This is a genomic window from Mycobacterium sp. E3198, from assembly GCF_001667015.1.
Taxonomy (GTDB): domain Bacteria; phylum Actinomycetota; class Actinomycetes; order Mycobacteriales; family Mycobacteriaceae; genus Mycobacterium.
Genome location: NZ_LZIS01000066.1, coordinates 12353 through 31428, shown reverse-complemented (window position 1 = coordinate 31428; position 19076 = coordinate 12353). Strand labels below are relative to the sequence as shown.

Genomic DNA, 19076 nt, shown 5'->3' with positions numbered 1-19076 from the left:
AATGAACAGCATTTCCGTATCCGAACCGTTAATTTGTCCAGGTCAGAGGTATTGCCTACACTCCAATCTGACACATGTTCTACTCGCGGATTCCCCCCCGTAAAGTGCTTTTACACGGCCATTACTCCATCAGCCCGACGGCGGAAAAGTTCCGCTCCGGATCGCGCCCAGCAAAGTATTTTTGGAGCTCGCCGGAGAGCTGGCCGGGGTCCCACGCCGCCCCGTCGGCGGAGAACCGGTGCTCCGCGGTCGGCGCGGCAACCAGCGTCACCTGCGGGCCGTAGACGATGAACACCTGACCGTTGACCTCGGCGGCGGCCGGCGATGCCAAGAACTTGACCAGGCTGACCACGTGCTCCGGCGAGAGCGGGTCGATGCCGCCCTCGTCGACTTCGGGCGCCGCGCCGAACACGTCGGCCGTCATCGCGGTGCGGGCCCGCGGACAGATCGCATTGGCGCACACCCCGTAGCGACCCAGCGCCCGCGCGGCGGTGAGTGTGAGCGAGATGATGCCGGCCTTCGCCGCGCCGTAGTTGGCCTGGCCCACCGGGCCCACCAGGCCGGCCTCGGAAGCGGTGTTGACGATGCGGCCGAAGACCGTCCCGCCGGCGTCCTTGGCCTTGGCGCGCCAGTAGGTGGCCGCGTTTCTGGTCAGCAGGAAATGGCCGCGCAGGTGCACCGCGATGACGAGGTCCCATTCCTCGTCGGACATGTTGAACAGCATCCGATCGCGGGTGATGCCGGCGTTGTTGACGACGATGTCCAACCCGCCCAGTTCGTCGGCGGTGGCCACCAGCTCGTCGGCCGTCGCGCACTGGCTGATGTCCCCGGTCACGGCGACGGCCTTGGCGCCGGTGGCGCTGATCTCGTCGATCACGTCGGAGGCATCCAGGGCGCCGGCTATGTCGTTGACGACGACGGTGGCGCCCAGGCCGGCTAAGCCGAGCGCCTCGGCGCGACCCAGCCCCGCGGCCGCACCGGTCACCACCGCGACCTTCCCGGACAGATCGGTCGCGTTTGTGCTGCTAGTCAATTTATGAATACCTCTAGTCTTGGCGCAGCAAAGCGGCGCGGGGGCACTCGGCGATGGCTTGCTCGGCCAGCTGCTCTCGGTCGGGCGGAATCGGATCGATCTTCACGACCGCGTAGTCCTCGTCGTCCAGGTCGAACAGGTCAGGCGCGATTCCCATGCATACCGCGTTCCCTTCACACCGGTCACGATCCACGATCACCCGCACGGCACCCTCCTTGCACCTGGCCTTCAAACTGAGCACTCGCCCCGTCGATATGTAGGTCCACCATAGGGCCCCAGTGCGTCAGGGGAAACGGTCGCTGGATTCCAAGACTAGAACGTGTTACAACCGGGGAGGCGAACGGGTAGCCGTTGGCAAGGCCACCGCGCGTGACGCGGCATTCGATATCGACGCTTGACGAACAAGGACGGCTGGTAATGCGCATCAGTTACACCCCTGAACAGGAGGAGCTGCGTCGCGAACTGCGGTCGTACTTCACCACGCTGATGACCCCGGAGCGCCGCGAGGCGCTGAGCTCGACTCAGGGCGAGATCGGGACGGGCAACGCGTATCGCGAGGTGGTCTCGCAGATGGGCAAGGACGGCTGGCTCACCCTGAACTGGCCCAAGGAGTACGGCGGGCGGGACCGCTCGCCGATGGACTCGCTGATCTTCACCGACGAGGCGGCCATCGCCGGCGCGCCGGTGCCGTTCCTGACGATCAACAGCGTCGCGCCCACGATCATGGCCTTCGGCACCGACGAGCAGAAGAAGTTCTTCCTGCCCAAGATCGCCGCCGGTGACCTGCACTTCTCGATCGGCTATTCCGAGCCCGGCGCCGGCACCGACCTGGCCAACCTGCGCACCTCCGCCGTGCGCGACGGCGACGACTACGTGATCAACGGCCAGAAGATGTGGACGAGCCTGATCCAGTACGCCGACTGGGTCTGGCTGGCAGTGCGGACCAACCCCGAGGCCAAGAAGCACCGCGGCATTTCGATGCTGGTGGTGCCGACAACCGCCGAAGGTTTCTCCTGGACGCCGGTGCACACGATGGCCGGCCCCGACACCAGCGCCACCTACTACACCGACGTGCGGGTCCCGGTGACCAATTTGATCGGCGAGGAGAACGGCGGCTGGAAGCTGGTGACCAATCAGCTCAACCACGAGCGGGTCGCCCTGGTCTCGGCGCAGCCGATCATCGTGGCGCTGCGCGAGGTGCGTGAGTGGGCGCAACACACCAAGGACGCCAGCGGTGCCCGGCTCATCGACTCGGAGTGGGTGCAGCTCAACCTGGCCCGCGTGCATGCCAAGGCCGAGGTGCTGAAGCTGATCAACTGGGAGCTCGCGTCGGCGGCAAGTGAGGATCTGTCGCCGGCCGACGCCTCGGCGGCGAAGGTGTTCGGCACCGAGCTGGCCACCGAGGCCTACCGGCTCCTGATGGAGGTGCTGGGTACCGCGGCCACGGTGCGCCCGGATTCGCCGGGCGCCCTGCTGCGCGGCCGCGTCGAGCGGATGCACCGGGCCTGCCTGATCCTGACCTTCGGTGGCGGCACCAACGAGGTGCAGCGCGACATCATCGGGATGGTCGCGTTGGGGCTGCCCCGAGCCAACCGCTGAGCTTCCTCCATATAAGGACTTTAAGGACGAGAATCCATGGACTTCACCACAACAGAAGCCGCGCAGGACCTCGGCGGCCTGGTCGACACCATCGTGGACGCGGTGTGCACCCCGGAACATCAGCGTGAGCTCGACAAGCTCGCGCAACGATTCGACCGCGACCTGTGGCGCAAGCTCGTCGAGGCCGACATTCTGACCAGCGCGTCGCCAACGTCGCTGGGCGGCGACGGCTTCGGCGTCCTCGAGCAGGTGGCCATCCTGGTTGCGCTGGGCCACCAGCTGGCCGCGGTGCCCTACCTGGAGTCGGTGATGCTGGGCGCCGGGGCGCTGGCCCGGTTCGGCTCCGACGAACTGCAGCAGGGCTGGGGCGGCCCGGCGGTCCGGGGTGAGAAGATCCTCACCGTCGCGCTCGACGGCGAAATGGGCGAGGGGCCGGTGCAGGCCACCCGGGCCGGTGACGGCTACCGGCTGACCGGGACCCGCACCCAGGTCGGCTTCGGCCCGGTCGCCGACGCCTTCCTCATTCCGGCCGAAACCGATGCCGGCGGAGCCGTTTTCCTGGTCGCCGCCGACGACCCCGGCGTCACGGTGACCGCGATGGAGACCACCGGACTCGGCAGCGTCGGGCACCTGGCCCTGGACGGGGTGCAGGTGGACGGCGGCCGACAGGTCGGCGACGGAACCGTCGCCGTCTGGCTCGACACACTGACCACGTTGGGCCGCAGCGCCTTTCAGCTCGGAGTCCTGGAGCGGGGCTTGCAGCTCACCGCCGAATACGCCCGCACCCGTGAGCAATTCGACCGCCCGATCGGCAGTTTCCAGGCCGTGGCGCAGCGGCTGGCCGACGGATACATCGACGTCAAGGGATTGCGGCTGACGCTGACCCAGGCGGCCTGGCGGGTGTCGGAGGACATTCCCGCCGAGATCGACGTGGCCAGCGCGGCGTTCTGGGCGGCCGACGCCGGGCATCGGGTGGCGCACACCGTCGTGCACGTGCACGGCGGTGTCGGCGTCGACACCGACCACCCGGTGCACCGTTACTTCCTGGCGGCCAAGGAGATCGAGTTCGCGCTGCGCGGCGCCACCGGGCAGCTGCGCCGGATCGGCCGTGAACTGGCGGAAACCCCTGCCTAGCTTCGTGCTTCCGCCCGACCCCACGGTCACCAAACTGCTGGTACCGCTGGCCGAGATCGACGACAGCGGGGTCTATTTCGAAGACTCGTTCACCAGCTGGCGCGATCACATCCGCCACGGCGCCGCGATCGCGGCGACGCTGCGCGAGGCCCTCGACCCGGCGAAGCCGCCGCACGTCGGCGTGCTGCTGGAGAACACCCCGTTCTTTTCCGCGATTCTGGTCGCGGCGGGGATGTCCGGGATAGTGCCGGTGGGGCTCAACCCGGTGCGCCGCGGTGCAGCGCTGGCTCGCGACATCGCGCACGCCGATTGCCAATTGGTGCTGGCCGATTCGAAGTCGGCCGCGCCACTGGGCGATATCGAGCACGTCAACGTCGATTCCGCCGAGTGGGCCGACGAGGTGGCCGCGCACGAGGGCGCCGAGCCGAGCTTTCAGCCCGCAACGGCTGCCGATCTTTTCATGCTGATCTTCACGTCGGGAACCAGCGGCGAGCCCAAGGCGGTGAAGTGCAGCCACGGCAAGGTGGCGATCGCCGGCGTGACGATGTCGCAGCGCTTCGACCTGGGCCGCGATGACGTCTGTTATGTGTCGATGCCGCTGTTTCATTCCAACGCGGTGCTGGTCGGGTGGGCGGTGGCCGCGGCGTGCCAGGGTTCAATGGCGTTGCGGCGCAAGTTCTCCGCGTCGAATTTCTTGGTCGATGTCCGCCGGTACGGGGCCACCTACGCAAACTACGTCGGCAAGCCGTTGTCCTACGTGCTCGCCACACCCGAGCGTGCCGACGATGCGGACAACCCGCTGCGCGCGGTGTACGGCAACGAGGGTGTGCCCGGCGACATCGAGCGCTTCGCTAGCCGGTTCGGGTGCGTGGTCCAGGACGGGTTCGGTTCGACCGAGGGCGGGGTGGCCATCGCGCGGACCCCCGACACGCCGCCGGGCGCGTTGGGTCCGCTGCCGGACGGGATCGAGATCGTCGACCCCGACACCGGCGAGCCGTGCCCGGTCGGAGTGGTTGGCGAAATCGTCAACACCGCGGGGCCCGGACGTTTCGAGGGCTATTACAACGACGATGCCGCCGAGGCGCAGCGGATGGCCGGCGGTATGTACCACAGCGGCGACCTCGCCTATCGCGATGCGGACGGCTACGCGTATTTCGCCGGGCGGCTTGGCGATTGGATGCGGGTCGACGGCGAAAACCTGGGCGCCGCCCCGATCGAGCGCGTGCTGCTGCGCTACCCGGACGCCGCCGAGGTCGCGGTGTACGCGGTGCCTGATCCTGTCGTCGGCGACCAGGTGATGGCCGCGTTCGTCATGGCGGCCGGTGTGGAGTTCGATCCCGAAAAGTTCCGGGCCTTTCTGGCCGAGCAGCCCGACCTGGGACCCAAGCAGTGGCCGTCTTACGTCCGCGTCAGCGCGGAGCTGCCGCGCACGGTGACCTTCAAGGTGCTCAAGCGGCAGTTGTCGGCGCAGGGCGTGGACTGCGGCGATCCGGTGTGGCCGATTCACCGATAGCGCTATGACTCCCGCACCGCCCCGGCTGGAGGCGAGCTTCCGAGAGCTGGCCGCCGCCGTCCCGGCGACGATCGGCATCGCGATCGCCCGTCCGGATGTTGCCGACGTGATTTCCCTGGGTCGGTGGTCGTCCGGCGTCGCCTGGTCGACGATCAAAGTGCCGCTGGCAATCGCGGCCCTGCGTCGCGATCCCGCCCGCGCCCGCGACCTGGTCGTCAAAGCCATCACCGAGTCCGACAACGAGGCGTCCGAGCGGTTGTGGTCCCAGCTGGGCGACGCCGCGCGGGCCGCCCTACAGGTGCAAGCCGTCGTCCGCAAATGCGGCGACACCGCCACAGTGGTCGAATCGCAGCGAATTCGCCCGCCATTCACCGCATTTGGACAAACGCGATGGCTCCTCGATTGCCAGGCCCGATTCGCCGCGGGCCTGCCCGGCCTCGGTGATGCCGCGACCGTCATCGACCTGATGCACCGCCTGACCCCGGGCCAGCGCTGGGGGCTGGCCGCCAAAGGCATTGCGGCCAAATCCGGTTGGGGACCCGGGTTGGCCGACGACTACCTGGTCCGGCAGTTCGGCATCGTCCCAACGGCATCGGCACATGTGGGGGTGGCGCTGGCGGCCGAGGCCGCTGCGTTCGACCCCGGGGTCGACGCCATCAACGCGATGGCCGACTGGCTCGTCTGCCAGCTTCCGGCATAACCGTTCCTCGCCGGCACTACCCCATCAGGGAGGGCACCACCGCGTCGATGAGGTGCGGCCCGGGTTCAGCGAAGGCCGCGCGCAGAGCGTCGGCGAACTCCTCGGCGGTCGTGACGCGGCGCGCCGGAACCCCCATACCCTCGGCGATCTTGACAAAATCCATTGTGGGCCGCGACAAGTCGAGTAAATCAAGCGCCTTGGGACCGGGCGCGGACCCGGCTCCGACGCGTTGCAGCTCGACGCGCAAGATGTCGTAGGCGCTGTTGTCATAGAGCACGGTGGTCACGTCGAGGTTCTCGCGGGCCTGGGTCCACAACCCCGAAATCGTGTACATGGCGGACCCGTCGGATTCCAGGCACAGCACCGGACGATCGGGTGCGGCTACGGCGGCGCCCACCGCGGCCGGGATGCCGTAGCCGATCGCGCCGCCGGTGAGCGTCAGCCAATCATGGGCCGGTGCACCGGCGGTGGCCGCCGGCAGCAGCAGCCCCGACGTGTTCGACTCGTCGACGACGATCGCCCGCTCGGGCAGCAACGCCCCGATCACGTCGGCCGTCGACGCCGACGTCAACGCGCCCGTCGGCAGCTGCGGGCGCGACGGAGCCGCCGCCGGCGCGACGGAGCCGGGAGCGACCTCGTCGGCCAGGGCGACCAAAGCGGCTGCCGCACCCCCGTATTCGGCGAGCACGTGCACCTCGTAGCCGGCGGGCACCAGGTCGCTGGGCATGCCCGGGTAGGCGAAGAAGGACACCGGGGACTTGGCGCCCGCCAACACCAGATGCTTGGCACCGTTCAGCTGGGCGGCGGCCGCCTCGGCGAAATAGGCCAGCCGCTCGACCGCGGGGACGCCCGCACCGCGCTCCAGGCGCGTCGGGAACGTTTCGCACAGCAACCGGGCGCCGGTCGCCTGGGCGATCCGCGCGGCGGCGGCCAGCCCCGGCCCGCGGGTGGCGTCGCCCCCGATCATGAGCACCGTGGGCTCCCCGCAACGCAGCACCTCGAGCGCGGCGGACGCCAGGGCTGGATCGGGTTGCGGCTCTTGGGCGGGCGGTGTGCGAGCGGGTTCCGCTCCGTCGGTCCACGACACGTCCGCGGGCAGGATCAAGGTGGCGATCTGCGAGCCCGACCGGCTGGCGGCGATCGCCTCGGCGGCGTCGGACGCGACGTCGGCGGTGTTCTCGGTGCGGCGCATCCATCCCGAGACGCTGCCGGCCAGCGCATCGATGTCGGATTCCAGTGGGGCATCGTACTTCTTGTGGTAGGTGGCGTGATCGCCGACGACCACCACCATCGGCACATGCGCGCGCCGCGCGTTGTGCAGGTTGGCCAGGCCGTTGCCCAATCCAGGACCCAGGTGCAGCAGCACCGCCGCAGGCCGGTCGGCCATTCGCGCGTAGCCGTCGGCCGCGCCAGTGGCTACGCCCTCGAAAAGGGCGAGCACACCGCGCATTTGGGGAACGGCGTCGAGCGCGGCCACGAAGTGCATCTCCGACGTGCCCGGGTTGGCGAAGCACACGTCGACGCCGCCGTCGACCAGCGTGTTGATCAGTGCCTGAGCGCCGTTCACCTGTTTGCCTCCAGTCCGAAAACACGTTCGGCGTTGCCGCGCAGGAAGTCCCGGCGGGCCTCGTCGCTTAGTCCCAGTTCGTCCAGTGCCGCCAGAGCGTGCGCGTGCGTGATCATCGGGTAATTGGTGCCGAACAAGACTTTGCGTTGCCCGGTACCGGTTTTCATGAACCGGACGAGCTCGTCCGGGAGTCGCTGGATGGTATATGCGGAGGTGTCGATGTAGACGTTCTCGTGCTTGCGGGCGACCGCCACCATCTCCTCGGTCCACGGATAGCCGACGTGGCCGCACACGATGACGAGCTCGGGAAAATCCAGCGCCACCTGGTCGATGTAGGGAATCGGGCGCCCGGTCTCCGACGGCCGCAGCGGGCCGGTGTGCCCTACCTGGGTGCAGAACGGCACGCCCGACTCCACGCATTCGGCGAACAGCGGGTAGTAGCGGCGGTCGGTGGGCGGTGCGTCCCACAGCCAGGGCACCACCCGTAGGCCCACGAAGCCCTCCTGCACCCGGCGCCGCAACTCGCGGACCGCCGCCATCGGGCGATCGAGGTCCGCCGCGGCCAGGCCGGCAAACCGGGCCGGATGCGACCCGACCCATTCGGCGACCTCGTCGTTGGAGACCAAGTCCTGGCCATTCGGGCCGCGCCAGGCGCTCAGCAGGCCGAAGTCGACGCCGGCGGCGTCCATCGCCGCGAGGGTCGCCTCGATCGGGATGTCGGCCTCAGGGATCGACCCGCCGGTCCAGCGCCGCAGCGAGGCCAACATGTCGCTGCGCAAGAACCGTTGCGTCGGGTGCTGCATCCAGACATCGATCGTCATCGCGCTTCGACATTAGCCCGCCGACGATGCGCGCCGCGAAGCGGCGAGAGGAGGAGGCGGGCAATCCAGCAGTAGACGGGCGTCAGGCGGCCAGCGCGGCGCGGGCGGCGGCGTCCGTCTGCTGCGCGTACCCGCCCCCGAACAACACCACATGCGCCAGCAGCGGGAAGAGTTGGTGCAGCCCGACGCGGTTGCGCCAGCCGGGTCTCAGTGAGCGCACCCGCTGGTAACCGGCGACGACGGTGTCGTAATGCGGGCAGCCGAACAGAGCCAGCATCGCCAGGTCGGTCTCGCGGTGGCCGGCGTGCGCGGCCGGGTCGATCAGCACCACCCCGTCGGGCGTCCACATCACGTTGCCGCTCCACAGATCGCCGTGCAGCCGGGCCGGCCCGTCGTCGTCGTCGAAGTCGCCGGCGCGGCACCGTGCCGCGACGGCGTCGATCGTGGCGCGGGTCGACGCGCCGAGCCGCGCGGCCGCCAGCTCGGCCATCGGGGCCAGCCGCTCGTCGGCGTAGAAAGCGCCCCATCGCCGGTGCCGCCGCAGCGACATCGGCAGCGGCCGCGACAGCGGCCCGAAGAACCCGGGCCCGTCCCAGCCGGCGGGTCCCGCGCCGAACGCGGGCGCGCCCGCGTCGTGCGTCGTGGCCAACTGGGCGCCGAACGCCTCCGCCGCCTCGGCGCTCGGGGGCACGGATTCGAGCCGCCGCAACGTCAGGCTCGTCGCATCAACGGAAACCACCTGCGCGCAGGGCACACCGCCGTCGATCCCGGCAAGCCACCCCAAACCCGCTGCCTCCCAGGCGAAATAGCCGGTGGGCGCGTCCGGGTGCTGCTTGACGAAGTCGGTCACGCCGCTAGGTGCGCATCAGGTCGTCGCGTGGCTCGCATGCACGTCGTCGGCCGGGCGCGCCTCGGTCTGCTCCTTGGCCCAACGGTAGTCGGGTTTGCCGGCGGGCGAACGCTTCACTTCGTCGACCAACCAAAGGCTGCGCGGCACTTTGTATCCCGCGATCTCGGAGCGCACGAAACTGTCCAGCTCCGCCAGGGACGGCCGGCAGCCGGGCCGGGGCTGCACGACCGCGGCCACGTGCTGGCCGTAACGCGGATCGGGCACGCCGACCACCAGGGCGTCGAAGACGTCCGGGTGGCCCTTCAGCGCGGCCTCGACCTCTTCGGGGTAGATCTTTTCGCCGCCGCTGTTGATCGACACCGACCCGCGGCCCAGCATGGTGACCGTGCCGTCCTCCTCGACGAGGGCCCAGTCTCCGGGGATGGCGTAGCGAACGCCGTTGATGGTCTTGAAGGTTTCGGCCGTCTTCTTCTCGTCCTTGTAGTAGCCGACCGGGATGTTGCCCTTCTTGGCGATGAAGCCGCGCACACCCGAGCCGGGCTTCACCTCGTTGCCCTCCTCGTCGAGCACGACGGTGCGGTGGTCGATGGTGACGCGGGGGCCGCCACTGTGCGGCGCCCCGGCGGCCACGACGCTGGTGCCGCCAAAACCAGTCTCGGAGGAGCCAATTGAGTCCGTGATGACCCGGTTGGGCAGCAGCTCCAACAGGCGCTCCTTGATGCTCGGCGAGAAGAGCGCCGCGGTGCTGGCCAACAGGAACAGCGAGGACAGGTCGTATCCGTGGTCCTTGTCCAGCGCGTCGAGCAGCGGGCGCGCCATGGCGTCACCGGTGAAGAACAGCAGGTTGACCTTGTGTTCGTGGATGGTGCGCCAGACCTCGTCGGCGTTGAATTCCGGTGCCAGCACGGTCGTTTGGCCCGAGAAGATCGACATCCAGGTCGCCGATTGGGTGGCGCCGTGGATCATCGGCGGGATCGGGTAGCGGACCATCGGCGGGTTGGCGACGGCGCCCTTGGCCAGGTCGTACTCGTCCTTGACGAATTCGCCCGTGGCAAAGTCGGTGCCGCCCAACAGTACCCGGTAGATGTCCTCGTGGCGCCACATCACGCCCTTCGGAAAGCCGGTGGTGCCGCCGGTGTACAGCAGGTAGATGTCGTCGGCGCTGCGCTCGCCGAAGTCGCGCTCGGGTGAGCCCTGTGCGATCGCCGAGTAGAACTCCACTCCCCCGTAACGCTGGTAGTCGTTGTCGGAGCCGTCCTCGATGACCAGGATGGTCTTGACGTTGGGGGTGTCCGGCAGCACGTTGGCGACCCGGTCGGAATACTGCCGCTCGTGCACCAGCGCCACCATGTCGGAGTTGTCGAACAGGTAGCGCAGCTCGCCCTCGACGTAGCGGTAGTTGACGTTGACCAGGATGGCCCCGGCCTTGACGATGCCCAGCATCGCGATCACGATCTCGATGCGGTTGCGGCAGTAGAGCCCGACCTTGTCGTCCTTCTTGACGCCCTGGTCGATCAGGTAGTGCGCGAGGCGGTTGGCCTTCTCCTCCAGTTGGGCGTAGGTCAGCTTCTCGTCGCCGCAGATGAGGGCGACACGGTCAGGCACAGCGTCGATGGCGTGCTCGGCGAGGTCGGCAATATTCAGGGCCACGGCCACCAAATTAGAACGTGTTACATTTCTTGACAAGCTCGCCCCCACCGACGACGGAAAGGCGGTAGCCGTGGCTCAGGCACCAGCAAACGAACAGACGGGTCCCGACGCCCTCGTCGAACAGCGCGGTCACACCCTGATCGTCACGCTGAACCGGCCCCACGCCCGCAACGCGCTGAGCACCGAAATGATGGAAATCATGGTGCAGGCCTGGGACCGCGTCGACAACGACGACGACATCCGCTGCTGCATCCTGACCGGCGCCGGTGGCTACTTCTGCGCCGGTATGGACCTCAAGACGGCGACCAAGAAACCGCCGGGCGATTCGTTCAAGGACGGCAGCTACGACCCGTCACGGATCGACGCCTTGCTCAAAGGCCGCAGACTCACGAAACCTCTCATCGCGGCCGTCGAAGGGCCGGCGATCGCCGGAGGCACCGAAATCCTGCAGGGCACCGACATCCGGGTCGCCGGGGAGAGCGCGAAGTTCGGCATCTCGGAGGCCAAGTGGAGCCTGTACCCGATGGGCGGCTCGGCCGTGCGGCTGGTGCGGCAGATTCCCTACACCGTGGCGTGCGACCTGCTGCTGACCGGCCGGCACATCACCGCCGCCGAGGCGAAGGAGATCGGCCTGATCGGCCACCTGGTTCCCGACGGCCAGGCGCTGACCAAGGCGCTGGAGATCGCCGAGCTGATCGAGAACAACGGCCCGCTCGCCGTGCAGGCGATCCTGCGGGCGATCCGCGAAACCGAGGGCATGCACGAGAACGACGCCTTCAAGATCGACACCCAGATCGGCATCAAGGTCTTCCTGTCCGACGACGCCAAGGAAGGCCCGCGGGCGTTCGCCGAGAAGCGCAAGCCCAACTTCCAGAACCGCTGACGCCCGCCCCCCTTCGCCGAGCGTGAAGCTGTTGCGAATTTCCGGCCGGATTTTCGCAACAGCTTCACACTGGGCGACCCGTCGGTGCCCCTCGGCATACTCCGCGGGATGGGAAAGCCATTTCTTGGTAGCGAGGCCGTCACGTCCGGCCTGGTGACGCCCTACGCCTTACGCACCGGCAAGTTTGTGGCGATCCACCGCGACGTGTACGTCCCCCGCGATACCGAGATCTCCGCCGTGGTGCGCGCCCAGGCGGCGTGGTTGTGGTCACGGCGGCGCGGGATCATCGCCGGCCGGTCGGCCGCGGCGCTGCACGGCGCCAAATGGGTAGATGGGCACGCACCCGCCGAACTCATCTACCAGAATCGCCACGCCCCGACACATGTCCGCACCTGGGCCGATCGCATCGAGGACGACGAAAGCACAACGGTCCAGGGAATGCGGGTGACGACCCCGGCGCGCACGGCGTTCGACCTAGCCTGTCGCAATCCGGTCGGCAACGCCGTCGCCGCTCTCGATGCCCTGGCCCGGGCAACCCGACTGAAGATCGCCGATGCCGAATTGATTGCGGAGCGCTACAAAGGCCACCGGAACATCCGGCGGGCCAGGCGCGCGCTCGCGCTTGTCGATGCCGGTGCGCAGTCACCCCGGGAAACGTGGCTGCGACTCATGGTCATCGAGGCCGGATACCCTCGGCCGGAGACGCAGATACCGGTCTACGGGCAATATGGCGAGCTGGTCGCGGTTGTCGACATGGGTTGGGAAAACGTCAAGATCGCGCTCGAGTATGAAGGCGAGCACCATCGCACCGATCGTCGGCAACTGCGCAGGGACATCGAGCGCTACGAAGCGCTAGACGCCATGGGCTGGATCACCATCCGTGTCATGGGCGAGCACACGCGCGGCGGCATCCTGGCCCGACTGGCCGACGCATGGCGTCGCCGAGCGTGAAACTGTCGCGAGTTCTGCGCCGTTTCCTCGCAACAGTTGCACGCTCGGCGCAACGAGACGCAATGACCGTCAGCCCAGCGGCGCGGACGGGCTGAACGCCACCGGCATCTTCTCCAGGCCGGACACAAAATTCGCCGGGCGCAGCGGCAGCGCCGCGTCTCCTAAGGCCAGTCGCAGGTCCGGAAGGCGCTGCAGCAGCCGCGTCTGCATGATCGACAGCTCCAGCCGGGCCAGCTGATTGCCCAGGCAGAAGTGCGTCCCGAAGCCGAACGCCAGGTGGTTGTTCGGGTAGCGCTCGATGTTGAAGCTCTCCGGATCCTCGAAGACCTTCTCGTCGAAATTCGCCGACTCGAACAGCAGGATCATCTTCTCGCCCTGGGTCAGCTTGGTGCCGTGGAACTCGGTGTCGGCGGTGATCGTGCGGGCCATGTTCTTCACCGGCGCCGTCCAGCGCAGCATCTCTTCGATCGCGTTGGGCAGCAACGACAGATCCCCCACCAGGCGCCGGTGCTGCTCGGGATGCAACAGCAGCTGCCGGGTGCCCCCGCTCAGCGTGTGCCGCGTGGTCTCGTCGCCGCCGATCAGCAACAGCAGCACCTCGGTGACGATCTGGTGGTCCTCCAGGCGGGAGCCCTCGACCTCGGCGTGCACCAGGACGCTGACCAGGTCGTCGGTCGGTTCGGACTTGCGGGCCGCGATCATGCCCATCATGTACTCGCTGTAGGCGGCGAAGGCGTCCATCGTGACCTGAATGTCGGCCTCGGCCGCGGTGCTGCTCAAGGCGCCGACCAGATCGTCTGACCACTTGAGGAACATCTCGCGTTCCTCCGGCAGCACCCCGAGCATGTCGCCGATGACCGCCATCGGCAGTGGCGCGGCAAGGTCCCAGACGAAGTCGCACTGGCCGCGTTCGCACACGGCGTCGATCAGCGTGTCACACAGCGAAACGATCTTGGACTCTTGGTCTTTCACACGCTTGCGGGTGAAGCCGGAGTTGACGAGCTTGCGGCGCAACAGATGTTGCGGGTCGTCCATCTCGATCATCATCTCGACGCCGTCCTGGTCGGGTCGGATGCCGCCGGCGTTCGAGAACAGCTCCGGGTTGCGCTCGGCGTCGATCACCGCCTGATAGGTCGACGCGGCGGCCAATCCGTTGCGGTCCCGAAAGACCGGCTCGTGCTCGCGCATCCAGCGGTAGACGCTGTGGGAGTCACCGGCGTAGAAGGTGCCGTCGGTCAGGTCGACGTCTGGCCTGGTCATGGTCATGAGATCTCCTGAGCGTCGCCGAATGTCATCTGCACCTGGTCCGCGGAACTGGACAGCAGCGCGCGCTTCGGAAGTCCCAGCGACGCCAGCTCTTTGGCGTAGGGGTGATCGCCGAGCCGGACGCGCACCCCGCCGAGTCGGGTCCGCACCCCGTCCAGCGTGTGTTCGAAGGCGGTCTCCCGGGTGATGCGATCGCGGTGCGAGTAGCTGCGCTGGGCCTGATGCCGCGGGGTCAGCCGGATCGGCAGGCCGCGGCGAAAGTCCATGCCGATCACCAGTTGCCCGTCGACGGTGCAATCGAACCCGAACTCGCGGCCCTGGCGAATGGTGAAGTCCGCCATGACTTTCGGGTAGCCCCAGATCTTGGTGCCCGCCTCCAGGGTGAACGCCTGGTCGACGGGCAGGTGGTGGATGAAGGCGCCCGCCGACTGCAGCGCGCGCGGCCCGCTCGCGTTCGAGCCCGGGGGGTTGACCATGACGCTGGTGCCGAACTCGTAATACTCACCGAGATCGCCGTCGATGTAGTGCATCAACATCAACACCACGATCGTGCGCCCGGGAAGGTACCGGCAGACCTGCAGGCCGCTGTAGTCGATCAGGTGCTGGGCGGCGTCGGCGTCGACGGAGAACATCGCCATGTGCTGATTTGCCTTGCGGATCTGCACCGGCATCGTGATCACCGTGCCCGCGATGGTGTGCTGCGAGGCTGTCATCGGGCCAATCTAGAACGCGTTCTACTCCCCTGGCAAGGAACGCCTAAACCAGCGTGGCAAGCTCGCTGATCTGCTCAGTACTGCGGCCGGACACCACCATCATCGTGACACCCGCGGCCTCCCACACCTTGATCTGCTTACGCACGTAGTCCAGGTCGCCGACGATCGCGGCGTCGTCGACGAGCTCGTCGGGAATGATCTTCCCGGCCTCGTCCTTTCGGTTCGACCGGAACAGCTTCGTCACGTCGTCGACGACTTCGGCGTAGCCCATCCGGCGGTAGACGTCGGCGTGGAAGTTGGTGTCCTCCGCGCCCATCCCGCCCATGTAGAGCGCCAGGTAGGGCTTCATGGCGGCGAACGCGGCGCTGCGGTCGTCGGTGATGACGATGTTGGCGGTCGCACAGATCTCGAAGTCCTCGCGGCTGCGGCGCGCGCCGGGCCGGGCGAACCCCTCGTCGAGCCACTCGTTGTAGGTGTCGGCCATCCGCGGGGTGTAGAAGATCGGCAGCCAGCCGTCGCAGATCTCGCCGGCCAGCGCGACGTTTTTCGGGCCCTCGGCGCCCAGCATGATCGGGATGTCGGCGCGCAGCGGATGGGTGATGGGCTTGAGCGGCTTGCCCAGCCCGGTTGTCCCAGGCCCGGTCAGCGGCAGCGGGTAGTGAGGGCCGTCGCTGGTCACCGGCTTTTCGCGGGCCCACACCTGCCGCAGGATGTCGATGTACTCGCGGGTGCGCGCCAGCGGCTTGGGGAATCGCTGGCCGTACCATCCCTCGACCACCTGCGGGCCGGACACGCCCAGCCCGAGAATGTGCCGGCCCCCGGACAGGTGGTCGAGCGTGAGCGCGGCCATCGCGCAGGCCGTCGGGGTTCGCGCGGACAGCTGGACCACCGACGTGCCCAGCCGCACCCGCGACGTCGAGGATCCGTACCAGGCCAGCGGCGTGTAGGCGTCGGATCCCCACGCCTCGGCGGTGAACACGGCGTCGAATCCGGCTTGCTCGGCCGCGGCGACGAGTTCCATGGCGTTCTCCGGCGGCTGAGCGCCCCAATACCCCAGCTGCAGCCCAAGCTTCATAGCCTCTGCCCTTCCGGCCGACCCGATGTTGAAACGATTCTTAGAACCTGTTCTACTCGATGGCGTGACAGCCAGTTCGAGCAGCCCGACCTTGATAGATCATCCTGAGCCACCGCTCTCCGCGCCACTGACGTTGTCCTTCGACTACACCCGTTCGGTGGGCCCCACGCTCAGCAAGTTCTTCACCGCGTTGCGTGAGCGCCGCATCCTGGGGGTGCGCGGATCCGATGGCCGCGTGCATGTCCCGCCGCCGGAATATGACCCGGTTACCTACGAGCCGCTGGGCGAGATGGTACCGGTGTCGGCCGTCGGCACCGTCGCGTCCTGGACGTGGCAGCCCGAGCCGATCGAGGGCCAGCCGCTGGATCGGCCCTTCGCGTGGGCGCTGATCAAGCTGGACGGCGCGGACACGCTGCTGATGCACGCGGTGGACGCGGGCGAACCCGACAAGATCCGCACCGGCACCCGGGTGCACGCGCACTGGGCCGACGAAACTGTTGGCGCCATCACCGACATCGCCTACTTCGCGCTGGGCGAGGACGCCGAACCCGAAGGCCCCGCCAGCGACCAGGACCCGGTCACCATGATCGTCACGCCGATCTCGCTGACCATCCAGCACACCGCCTCGCACGAGGAGAGCGCCTATCTGCGCGCCATCGCCGAGGGCAAGTTGTTGGGGGCGCGGACGGGCGAGAAGGGAAAGGTGTACTTCCCGCCCCACGGCGCCGACCCCGCGACCGGCCTGCCGACGACGGACTTCGTCGAGCTGCCCGACAAGGGCACGGTGACGACGTTCGCGATCATCAACATCCCGTTCCAGGGCCAGCGCATCAAGCCGCCCTACGTGGCGGCCTACGTGCTGCTCGACGGCTCCGACATCCCCTTCCTGCACCTGGTCGCCGACATCGACGCGCACGAGGTGCGGATGGGCATGCGCGTGGAGGCGGTGTGGCGGCCCCGCGACGAGTGGGGTTTCGGCATCGACAACATCGAGTACTTCCGGCCGACGGGCGAGCCCGACGCCGAGTACGACACCTACAAGCACCACCTGTAAAGGCCCAGGAACACATGAGCGCTCGCAACGTCGCGGTCGTCGGCTTCGCCCACGCCCCGCATGTCCGCCGCACCGACGGCACCACCAACGGTGTCGAGATGTTGATCCCGTGCTTCGCCCAGCTGTACGAGGAGCTGGGCATCGCCAGGACTGACATCGGGTTCTGGTGTTCGGGTTCGTCCGATTATCTTGCCGGTCGGGCATTTTCGTTCATCTCGGCGATTGACTCGATCGGCGCCGTCCCGCCGATCAACGAATCGCACGTCGAGATGGACGCGGCGTGGGCGCTGTACGAGGCCTACATCAAGATCCTGACCGGCGAGGTCGACACCGCGCTGGTGTACGGCTTCGGCAAGTCCTCGGCCGGCATCCTGCGCCAGATCCTGTCGCGGCAGACCGACCCGTACACCGTGGCGCCGCTGTGGCCCGACTCGGTGTCGATGGCCGGGCTACAGGCCCGCATCGGCCTCGACTCCGGCAAGTGGACCCACGAGCAGATGGCGCAGGTTGCCCTCGACTCGTTCTCCTACGCGGAACGCAACGACTCGGAGAAGCCGGCCAAGAGCATCGACGAATTGCTCGGCCGCCCGTTCTTCAACGACCCGCTGCGGCGCCACGACATTGCCCCAATCACCGACGGCGCCGCGGCCATCGTGCTCGCCGCCGACGACCGGGCGCGCGAGTTGCGCGAAAACCCGGCCTGGATCACCGGTTTCGAGCACCGGATCGAGTCGCCGTCGCTGGGCGTGCGCGACCTGACGGTCTCGACCTCGACCGCCGCGTCGGCGAAGGGGGCCACCGGCGGCGACACCGGCAGCATCGACGTCGCCGAGATCCACGCACCGTTCACCCACCAGCACCTAATCCTGGCCGAGGCCATCGGGTTCAACGGGAACACGAAGGTGAATCCCTCCGGCGGGGCGCTGGCGGCCAACCCCATGTTCGTCGCGGGCCTGGAACGGATCGGCTTTGCCGCACAACACATCTGGAACGGTTCGGCCGGGCGGGTGCTGGCGCACGCCACCAGCGGTCCCGCCCTGCAGCAGAACCTGGTCGCGGTCATGGAAGGGAAGAACTGATGGCCGGCGCGGGAGCACACCTGGCCGCGGTACTGGGTACCGGGCAGACCAAGTACGTCGCCAAGCGCAAGGACGTGTCGATGAACGGCCTGGTGCGCGAGGCCATCGACCGGGCGTTGGAAGACTCCGGTTCCACCTTCGACGACATCGACGCCGTCGTGGTGGGTAAGGCGCCGGATTTCTTCGAGGGCGTCATGATGCCGGAGCTGTTCATGGCCGATGCCATGGGCGCCACCGGCAAGCCGATGATCCGGGTGCACACCGCGGGCTCGGTCGGCGGGTCCACCGCGGTGGTGGCCGCCAGTTTGGTCCAGTCCGGAAAGTACCGTCGCGTGCTGGCGATGGCCTGGGAGAAGCAGTCGGAGTCAAACGCCATGTGGGCGTTGTCGATTCCCATTCCGTTCATCAAGCCGGTCGGCGCGGGTGCCGGCGGGTATTTCGCCCCGCACGTGCGGTCGTACATCCGCCGGTCGGGGGCACCGTTGAACATCGGTGCCATGGTCGCGGTCAAGGATCGGCTCAACGGGGCCCGCAACCCGCTGGCCCACCTGCACCAGCCCGACATCACCCTGGAAAAGGTGATGGAGTCCCCGATGCTGTGGGACCCGATCCGCTACGACGAGACCTGCCCGTCCTCCGACGGTGCGGCCGCGGTGGTGATCGGCGACGAGGAAAGCGCCGAAGCCCGTCTGGCGCAAGGAAACCCGGTCGCCTGGATTCACGCCACCGCGCTGCGCACCGAGCCGCTGCAATTCTCCGGCCGCGACCAGGTGAGCCCGCAGGCGGGGCGTGATGCCGCGGCCGCGCTGTGGAAGGCGGCCGGCATCACCAGCCCGATCGACGAGATCGACGCCGCCGAGATCTACGTGCCGTTCTCCTGGTTCGAGCCGATGTGGTTGGAAAACCTCGGGTTTGCCGCCGAGGGCGAAGGCTGGAAACTCACCGAGGCGGGCGAGACGAAGATCGGCGGACGGCTGCCGGTGAACCCGTCGGGCGGCGTGCTGTCGTCGAACCCGATCGGGGCCTCCGGCCTGATCCGCTTCGCCGAGGCGGCGATTCAGGTGATGGGCAAGGGCGGGGATCACCAGGTGCCGGACGCCCGTAAGGCCCTGGGCCACGCCTACGGCGGCGGCTCGCAGTACTACTCGATGTGGGTCGTGGGGGCGGACAAACCCGAAAGAGGTTGAC

18 protein-coding genes are annotated in these 19076 nt (G+C 68.0%); 9 read left to right on the top strand and 9 right to left on the bottom strand.

The window, feature by feature from the left end:
- Nucleotides 1–121: 121 nt before the first annotated feature.
- Together A5673_RS07900 and A5673_RS07895 are read right to left on the bottom strand one after the other, a co-directional pair.
- Nucleotides 122–1033 (bottom strand): 3-oxoacyl-ACP reductase, encoded by a 912-nt coding sequence (locus A5673_RS07900; RefSeq protein WP_068229495.1) that lies wholly within the window; start codon nucleotides 1031–1033, stop codon nucleotides 122–124.
- 13 nt (nucleotides 1034–1046) lie between these two features.
- Entirely contained in the window at nucleotides 1047–1238 is a 192-nt protein-coding gene (locus A5673_RS07895; protein WP_068229660.1) for a ferredoxin, read from the bottom strand.
- 212 nt (nucleotides 1239–1450) lie between these two features.
- Here A5673_RS07895 and A5673_RS07890 point away from each other — a divergent pair, with 212 nt between their 5' ends.
- From A5673_RS07890 to A5673_RS07875, 4 genes are read left to right on the top strand one after another with little or no spacing between them, the layout of a single operon-like run.
- Nucleotides 1451–2632, top strand: a complete 1182-nt coding sequence (locus A5673_RS07890) for an acyl-CoA dehydrogenase (protein WP_068229493.1) — start codon at nucleotides 1451–1453, stop codon at nucleotides 2630–2632.
- Between the two features lie 36 nt (nucleotides 2633–2668).
- Nucleotides 2669–3766, top strand: a complete 1098-nt coding sequence (locus tag A5673_RS07885; protein ID WP_068229492.1) for an acyl-CoA dehydrogenase family protein — start codon at nucleotides 2669–2671, stop codon at nucleotides 3764–3766.
- Nucleotides 3767–3770: 4 nt separating this feature from the next.
- A complete protein-coding gene (fadD17, locus tag A5673_RS07880; protein ID WP_068229489.1) occupies nucleotides 3771–5279 on the top strand; it encodes a long-chain-fatty-acid--CoA ligase FadD17 in 1509 nt (502 codons plus the stop codon).
- A 4-nt stretch (nucleotides 5280–5283) separates the two neighbouring features.
- Nucleotides 5284–5979 (top strand): hypothetical protein, encoded by a 696-nt coding sequence (locus A5673_RS07875; RefSeq protein WP_068229485.1) that lies wholly within the window; start codon nucleotides 5284–5286, stop codon nucleotides 5977–5979.
- Between the two features lie 16 nt (nucleotides 5980–5995).
- Here the strand turns inward: A5673_RS07875 and A5673_RS07870 are convergent, their stop codons facing one another.
- The 4 genes from A5673_RS07870 to A5673_RS07855 all read right to left on the bottom strand — a co-directional run bounded on the left by A5673_RS07870 (nucleotide 5996) and on the right by A5673_RS07855 (nucleotide 10873).
- Complete coding sequence (locus tag A5673_RS07870) at nucleotides 5996–7546, bottom strand: acetolactate synthase large subunit (protein WP_068229481.1); 1551 nt, start codon at nucleotides 7544–7546, stop codon at nucleotides 5996–5998.
- Nucleotides 7543–8367 carry an amidohydrolase family protein gene (locus A5673_RS07865; RefSeq protein WP_068229479.1) on the bottom strand — a complete coding sequence of 275 codons (825 nt, stop codon included), beginning with the start codon at nucleotides 8365–8367 and terminating at the stop codon, nucleotides 7543–7545. Before A5673_RS07865 ends, A5673_RS07870 begins: the two co-directional genes overlap by 4 nt.
- Nucleotides 8368–8449: 82 nt before the next feature.
- Nucleotides 8450–9217, bottom strand: a complete 768-nt coding sequence (locus A5673_RS07860) for a fructosamine kinase family protein (RefSeq protein ID WP_068229477.1) — start codon at nucleotides 9215–9217, stop codon at nucleotides 8450–8452.
- 15 nt (nucleotides 9218–9232) lie between these two features.
- Nucleotides 9233–10873 (bottom strand): acyl-CoA synthetase, encoded by a 1641-nt coding sequence (locus A5673_RS07855; protein ID WP_068229471.1) that lies wholly within the window; start codon nucleotides 10871–10873, stop codon nucleotides 9233–9235.
- Between the two features lie 64 nt (nucleotides 10874–10937).
- On the opposite strand from A5673_RS07855, the gene A5673_RS07850 reads away from it, so the two are divergent.
- Both A5673_RS07850 and A5673_RS07845 read left to right on the top strand, forming a co-directional pair.
- The gene (locus A5673_RS07850; protein WP_068229462.1) at nucleotides 10938–11750 is read left to right on the top strand and encodes a crotonase/enoyl-CoA hydratase family protein; all 813 of its coding nucleotides are present in this window, start codon (nucleotides 10938–10940) and stop codon (nucleotides 11748–11750) included.
- A gap of 108 nt (nucleotides 11751–11858) precedes the next feature.
- Nucleotides 11859–12701 carry a type IV toxin-antitoxin system AbiEi family antitoxin gene (locus A5673_RS07845; protein WP_068229459.1) on the top strand — a complete coding sequence of 281 codons (843 nt, stop codon included), beginning with the start codon at nucleotides 11859–11861 and terminating at the stop codon, nucleotides 12699–12701.
- A 69-nt stretch (nucleotides 12702–12770) separates the two neighbouring features.
- Here the strand turns inward: A5673_RS07845 and A5673_RS07840 are convergent, their stop codons facing one another.
- The 3 genes from A5673_RS07840 to A5673_RS07830 are packed head-to-tail and all read right to left on the bottom strand — an operon-like array spanning nucleotide 12771 to nucleotide 15755.
- Entirely contained in the window at nucleotides 12771–13967 is a 1197-nt protein-coding gene (locus A5673_RS07840; RefSeq protein WP_068229458.1) for a cytochrome P450, read from the bottom strand.
- Nucleotides 13964–14680 (bottom strand): acetoacetate decarboxylase family protein, encoded by a 717-nt coding sequence (locus A5673_RS07835; RefSeq protein WP_068229456.1) that lies wholly within the window; start codon nucleotides 14678–14680, stop codon nucleotides 13964–13966. The genes A5673_RS07840 and A5673_RS07835 overlap by 4 nt, the downstream gene beginning before the upstream one ends.
- A 43-nt stretch (nucleotides 14681–14723) precedes the next feature.
- Nucleotides 14724–15755, bottom strand: coding sequence for an LLM class F420-dependent oxidoreductase (locus A5673_RS07830; RefSeq protein ID WP_068229450.1), 1032 nt, complete (start codon nucleotides 15753–15755; stop codon nucleotides 14724–14726).
- Nucleotides 15756–15819: 64 nt separating this feature from the next.
- Between A5673_RS07830 and A5673_RS07825 the strand changes: the two genes are divergently transcribed.
- The 3 genes from A5673_RS07825 to A5673_RS07815 are packed head-to-tail and all read left to right on the top strand — an operon-like array spanning nucleotide 15820 to nucleotide 19075.
- Nucleotides 15820–16809, top strand: a complete 990-nt coding sequence (locus A5673_RS07825; RefSeq protein ID WP_068229447.1) for a Zn-ribbon domain-containing OB-fold protein — start codon at nucleotides 15820–15822, stop codon at nucleotides 16807–16809.
- Between the two features lie 14 nt (nucleotides 16810–16823).
- Nucleotides 16824–17888 carry a thiolase domain-containing protein gene (locus A5673_RS07820; RefSeq protein WP_068229445.1) on the top strand — a complete coding sequence of 355 codons (1065 nt, stop codon included), beginning with the start codon at nucleotides 16824–16826 and terminating at the stop codon, nucleotides 17886–17888.
- Nucleotides 17888–19075 (top strand): thiolase domain-containing protein, encoded by a 1188-nt coding sequence (locus A5673_RS07815; protein ID WP_068229442.1) that lies wholly within the window; start codon nucleotides 17888–17890, stop codon nucleotides 19073–19075. The genes A5673_RS07820 and A5673_RS07815 overlap by 1 nt, the downstream gene beginning before the upstream one ends.
- The last annotated feature ends 1 nt before the right edge of the window (nucleotide 19076 follow it).

What these genes read in the sequence shown, in the direction of transcription:
- A5673_RS07840 (WP_068229458.1), bottom strand. Translation starts at nt 13,967, where the DNA reads ATGACCATGACCAGGCCAGACGTCGACCTGACCGACGGCACCTTCTAC.
- A5673_RS07885 (WP_068229492.1), top strand. Translation starts at nt 2,669, where the DNA reads ATGGACTTCACCACAACAGAAGCCGCGCAGGACCTCGGCGGCCTGGTC.
- A5673_RS07875 (WP_068229485.1), top strand. Translation starts at nt 5,284, where the DNA reads ATGACTCCCGCACCGCCCCGGCTGGAGGCGAGCTTCCGAGAGCTGGCC.
- A5673_RS07845 (WP_068229459.1), top strand. Translation starts at nt 11,859, where the DNA reads ATGGGAAAGCCATTTCTTGGTAGCGAGGCCGTCACGTCCGGCCTGGTG.
- A5673_RS07820 (WP_068229445.1), top strand. Translation starts at nt 16,824, where the DNA reads ATGAGCGCTCGCAACGTCGCGGTCGTCGGCTTCGCCCACGCCCCGCAT.
- A5673_RS07830 (WP_068229450.1), bottom strand. Translation starts at nt 15,755, where the DNA reads ATGAAGCTTGGGCTGCAGCTGGGGTATTGGGGCGCTCAGCCGCCGGAG.
- A5673_RS07815 (WP_068229442.1), top strand. Translation starts at nt 17,888, where the DNA reads ATGGCCGGCGCGGGAGCACACCTGGCCGCGGTACTGGGTACCGGGCAG.
- A5673_RS07835 (WP_068229456.1), bottom strand. Translation starts at nt 14,680, where the DNA reads ATGACAGCCTCGCAGCACACCATCGCGGGCACGGTGATCACGATGCCG.
- A5673_RS07865 (WP_068229479.1), bottom strand. Translation starts at nt 8,367, where the DNA reads ATGACGATCGATGTCTGGATGCAGCACCCGACGCAACGGTTCTTGCGC.
- A5673_RS07890 (WP_068229493.1), top strand. Translation starts at nt 1,451, where the DNA reads ATGCGCATCAGTTACACCCCTGAACAGGAGGAGCTGCGTCGCGAACTG.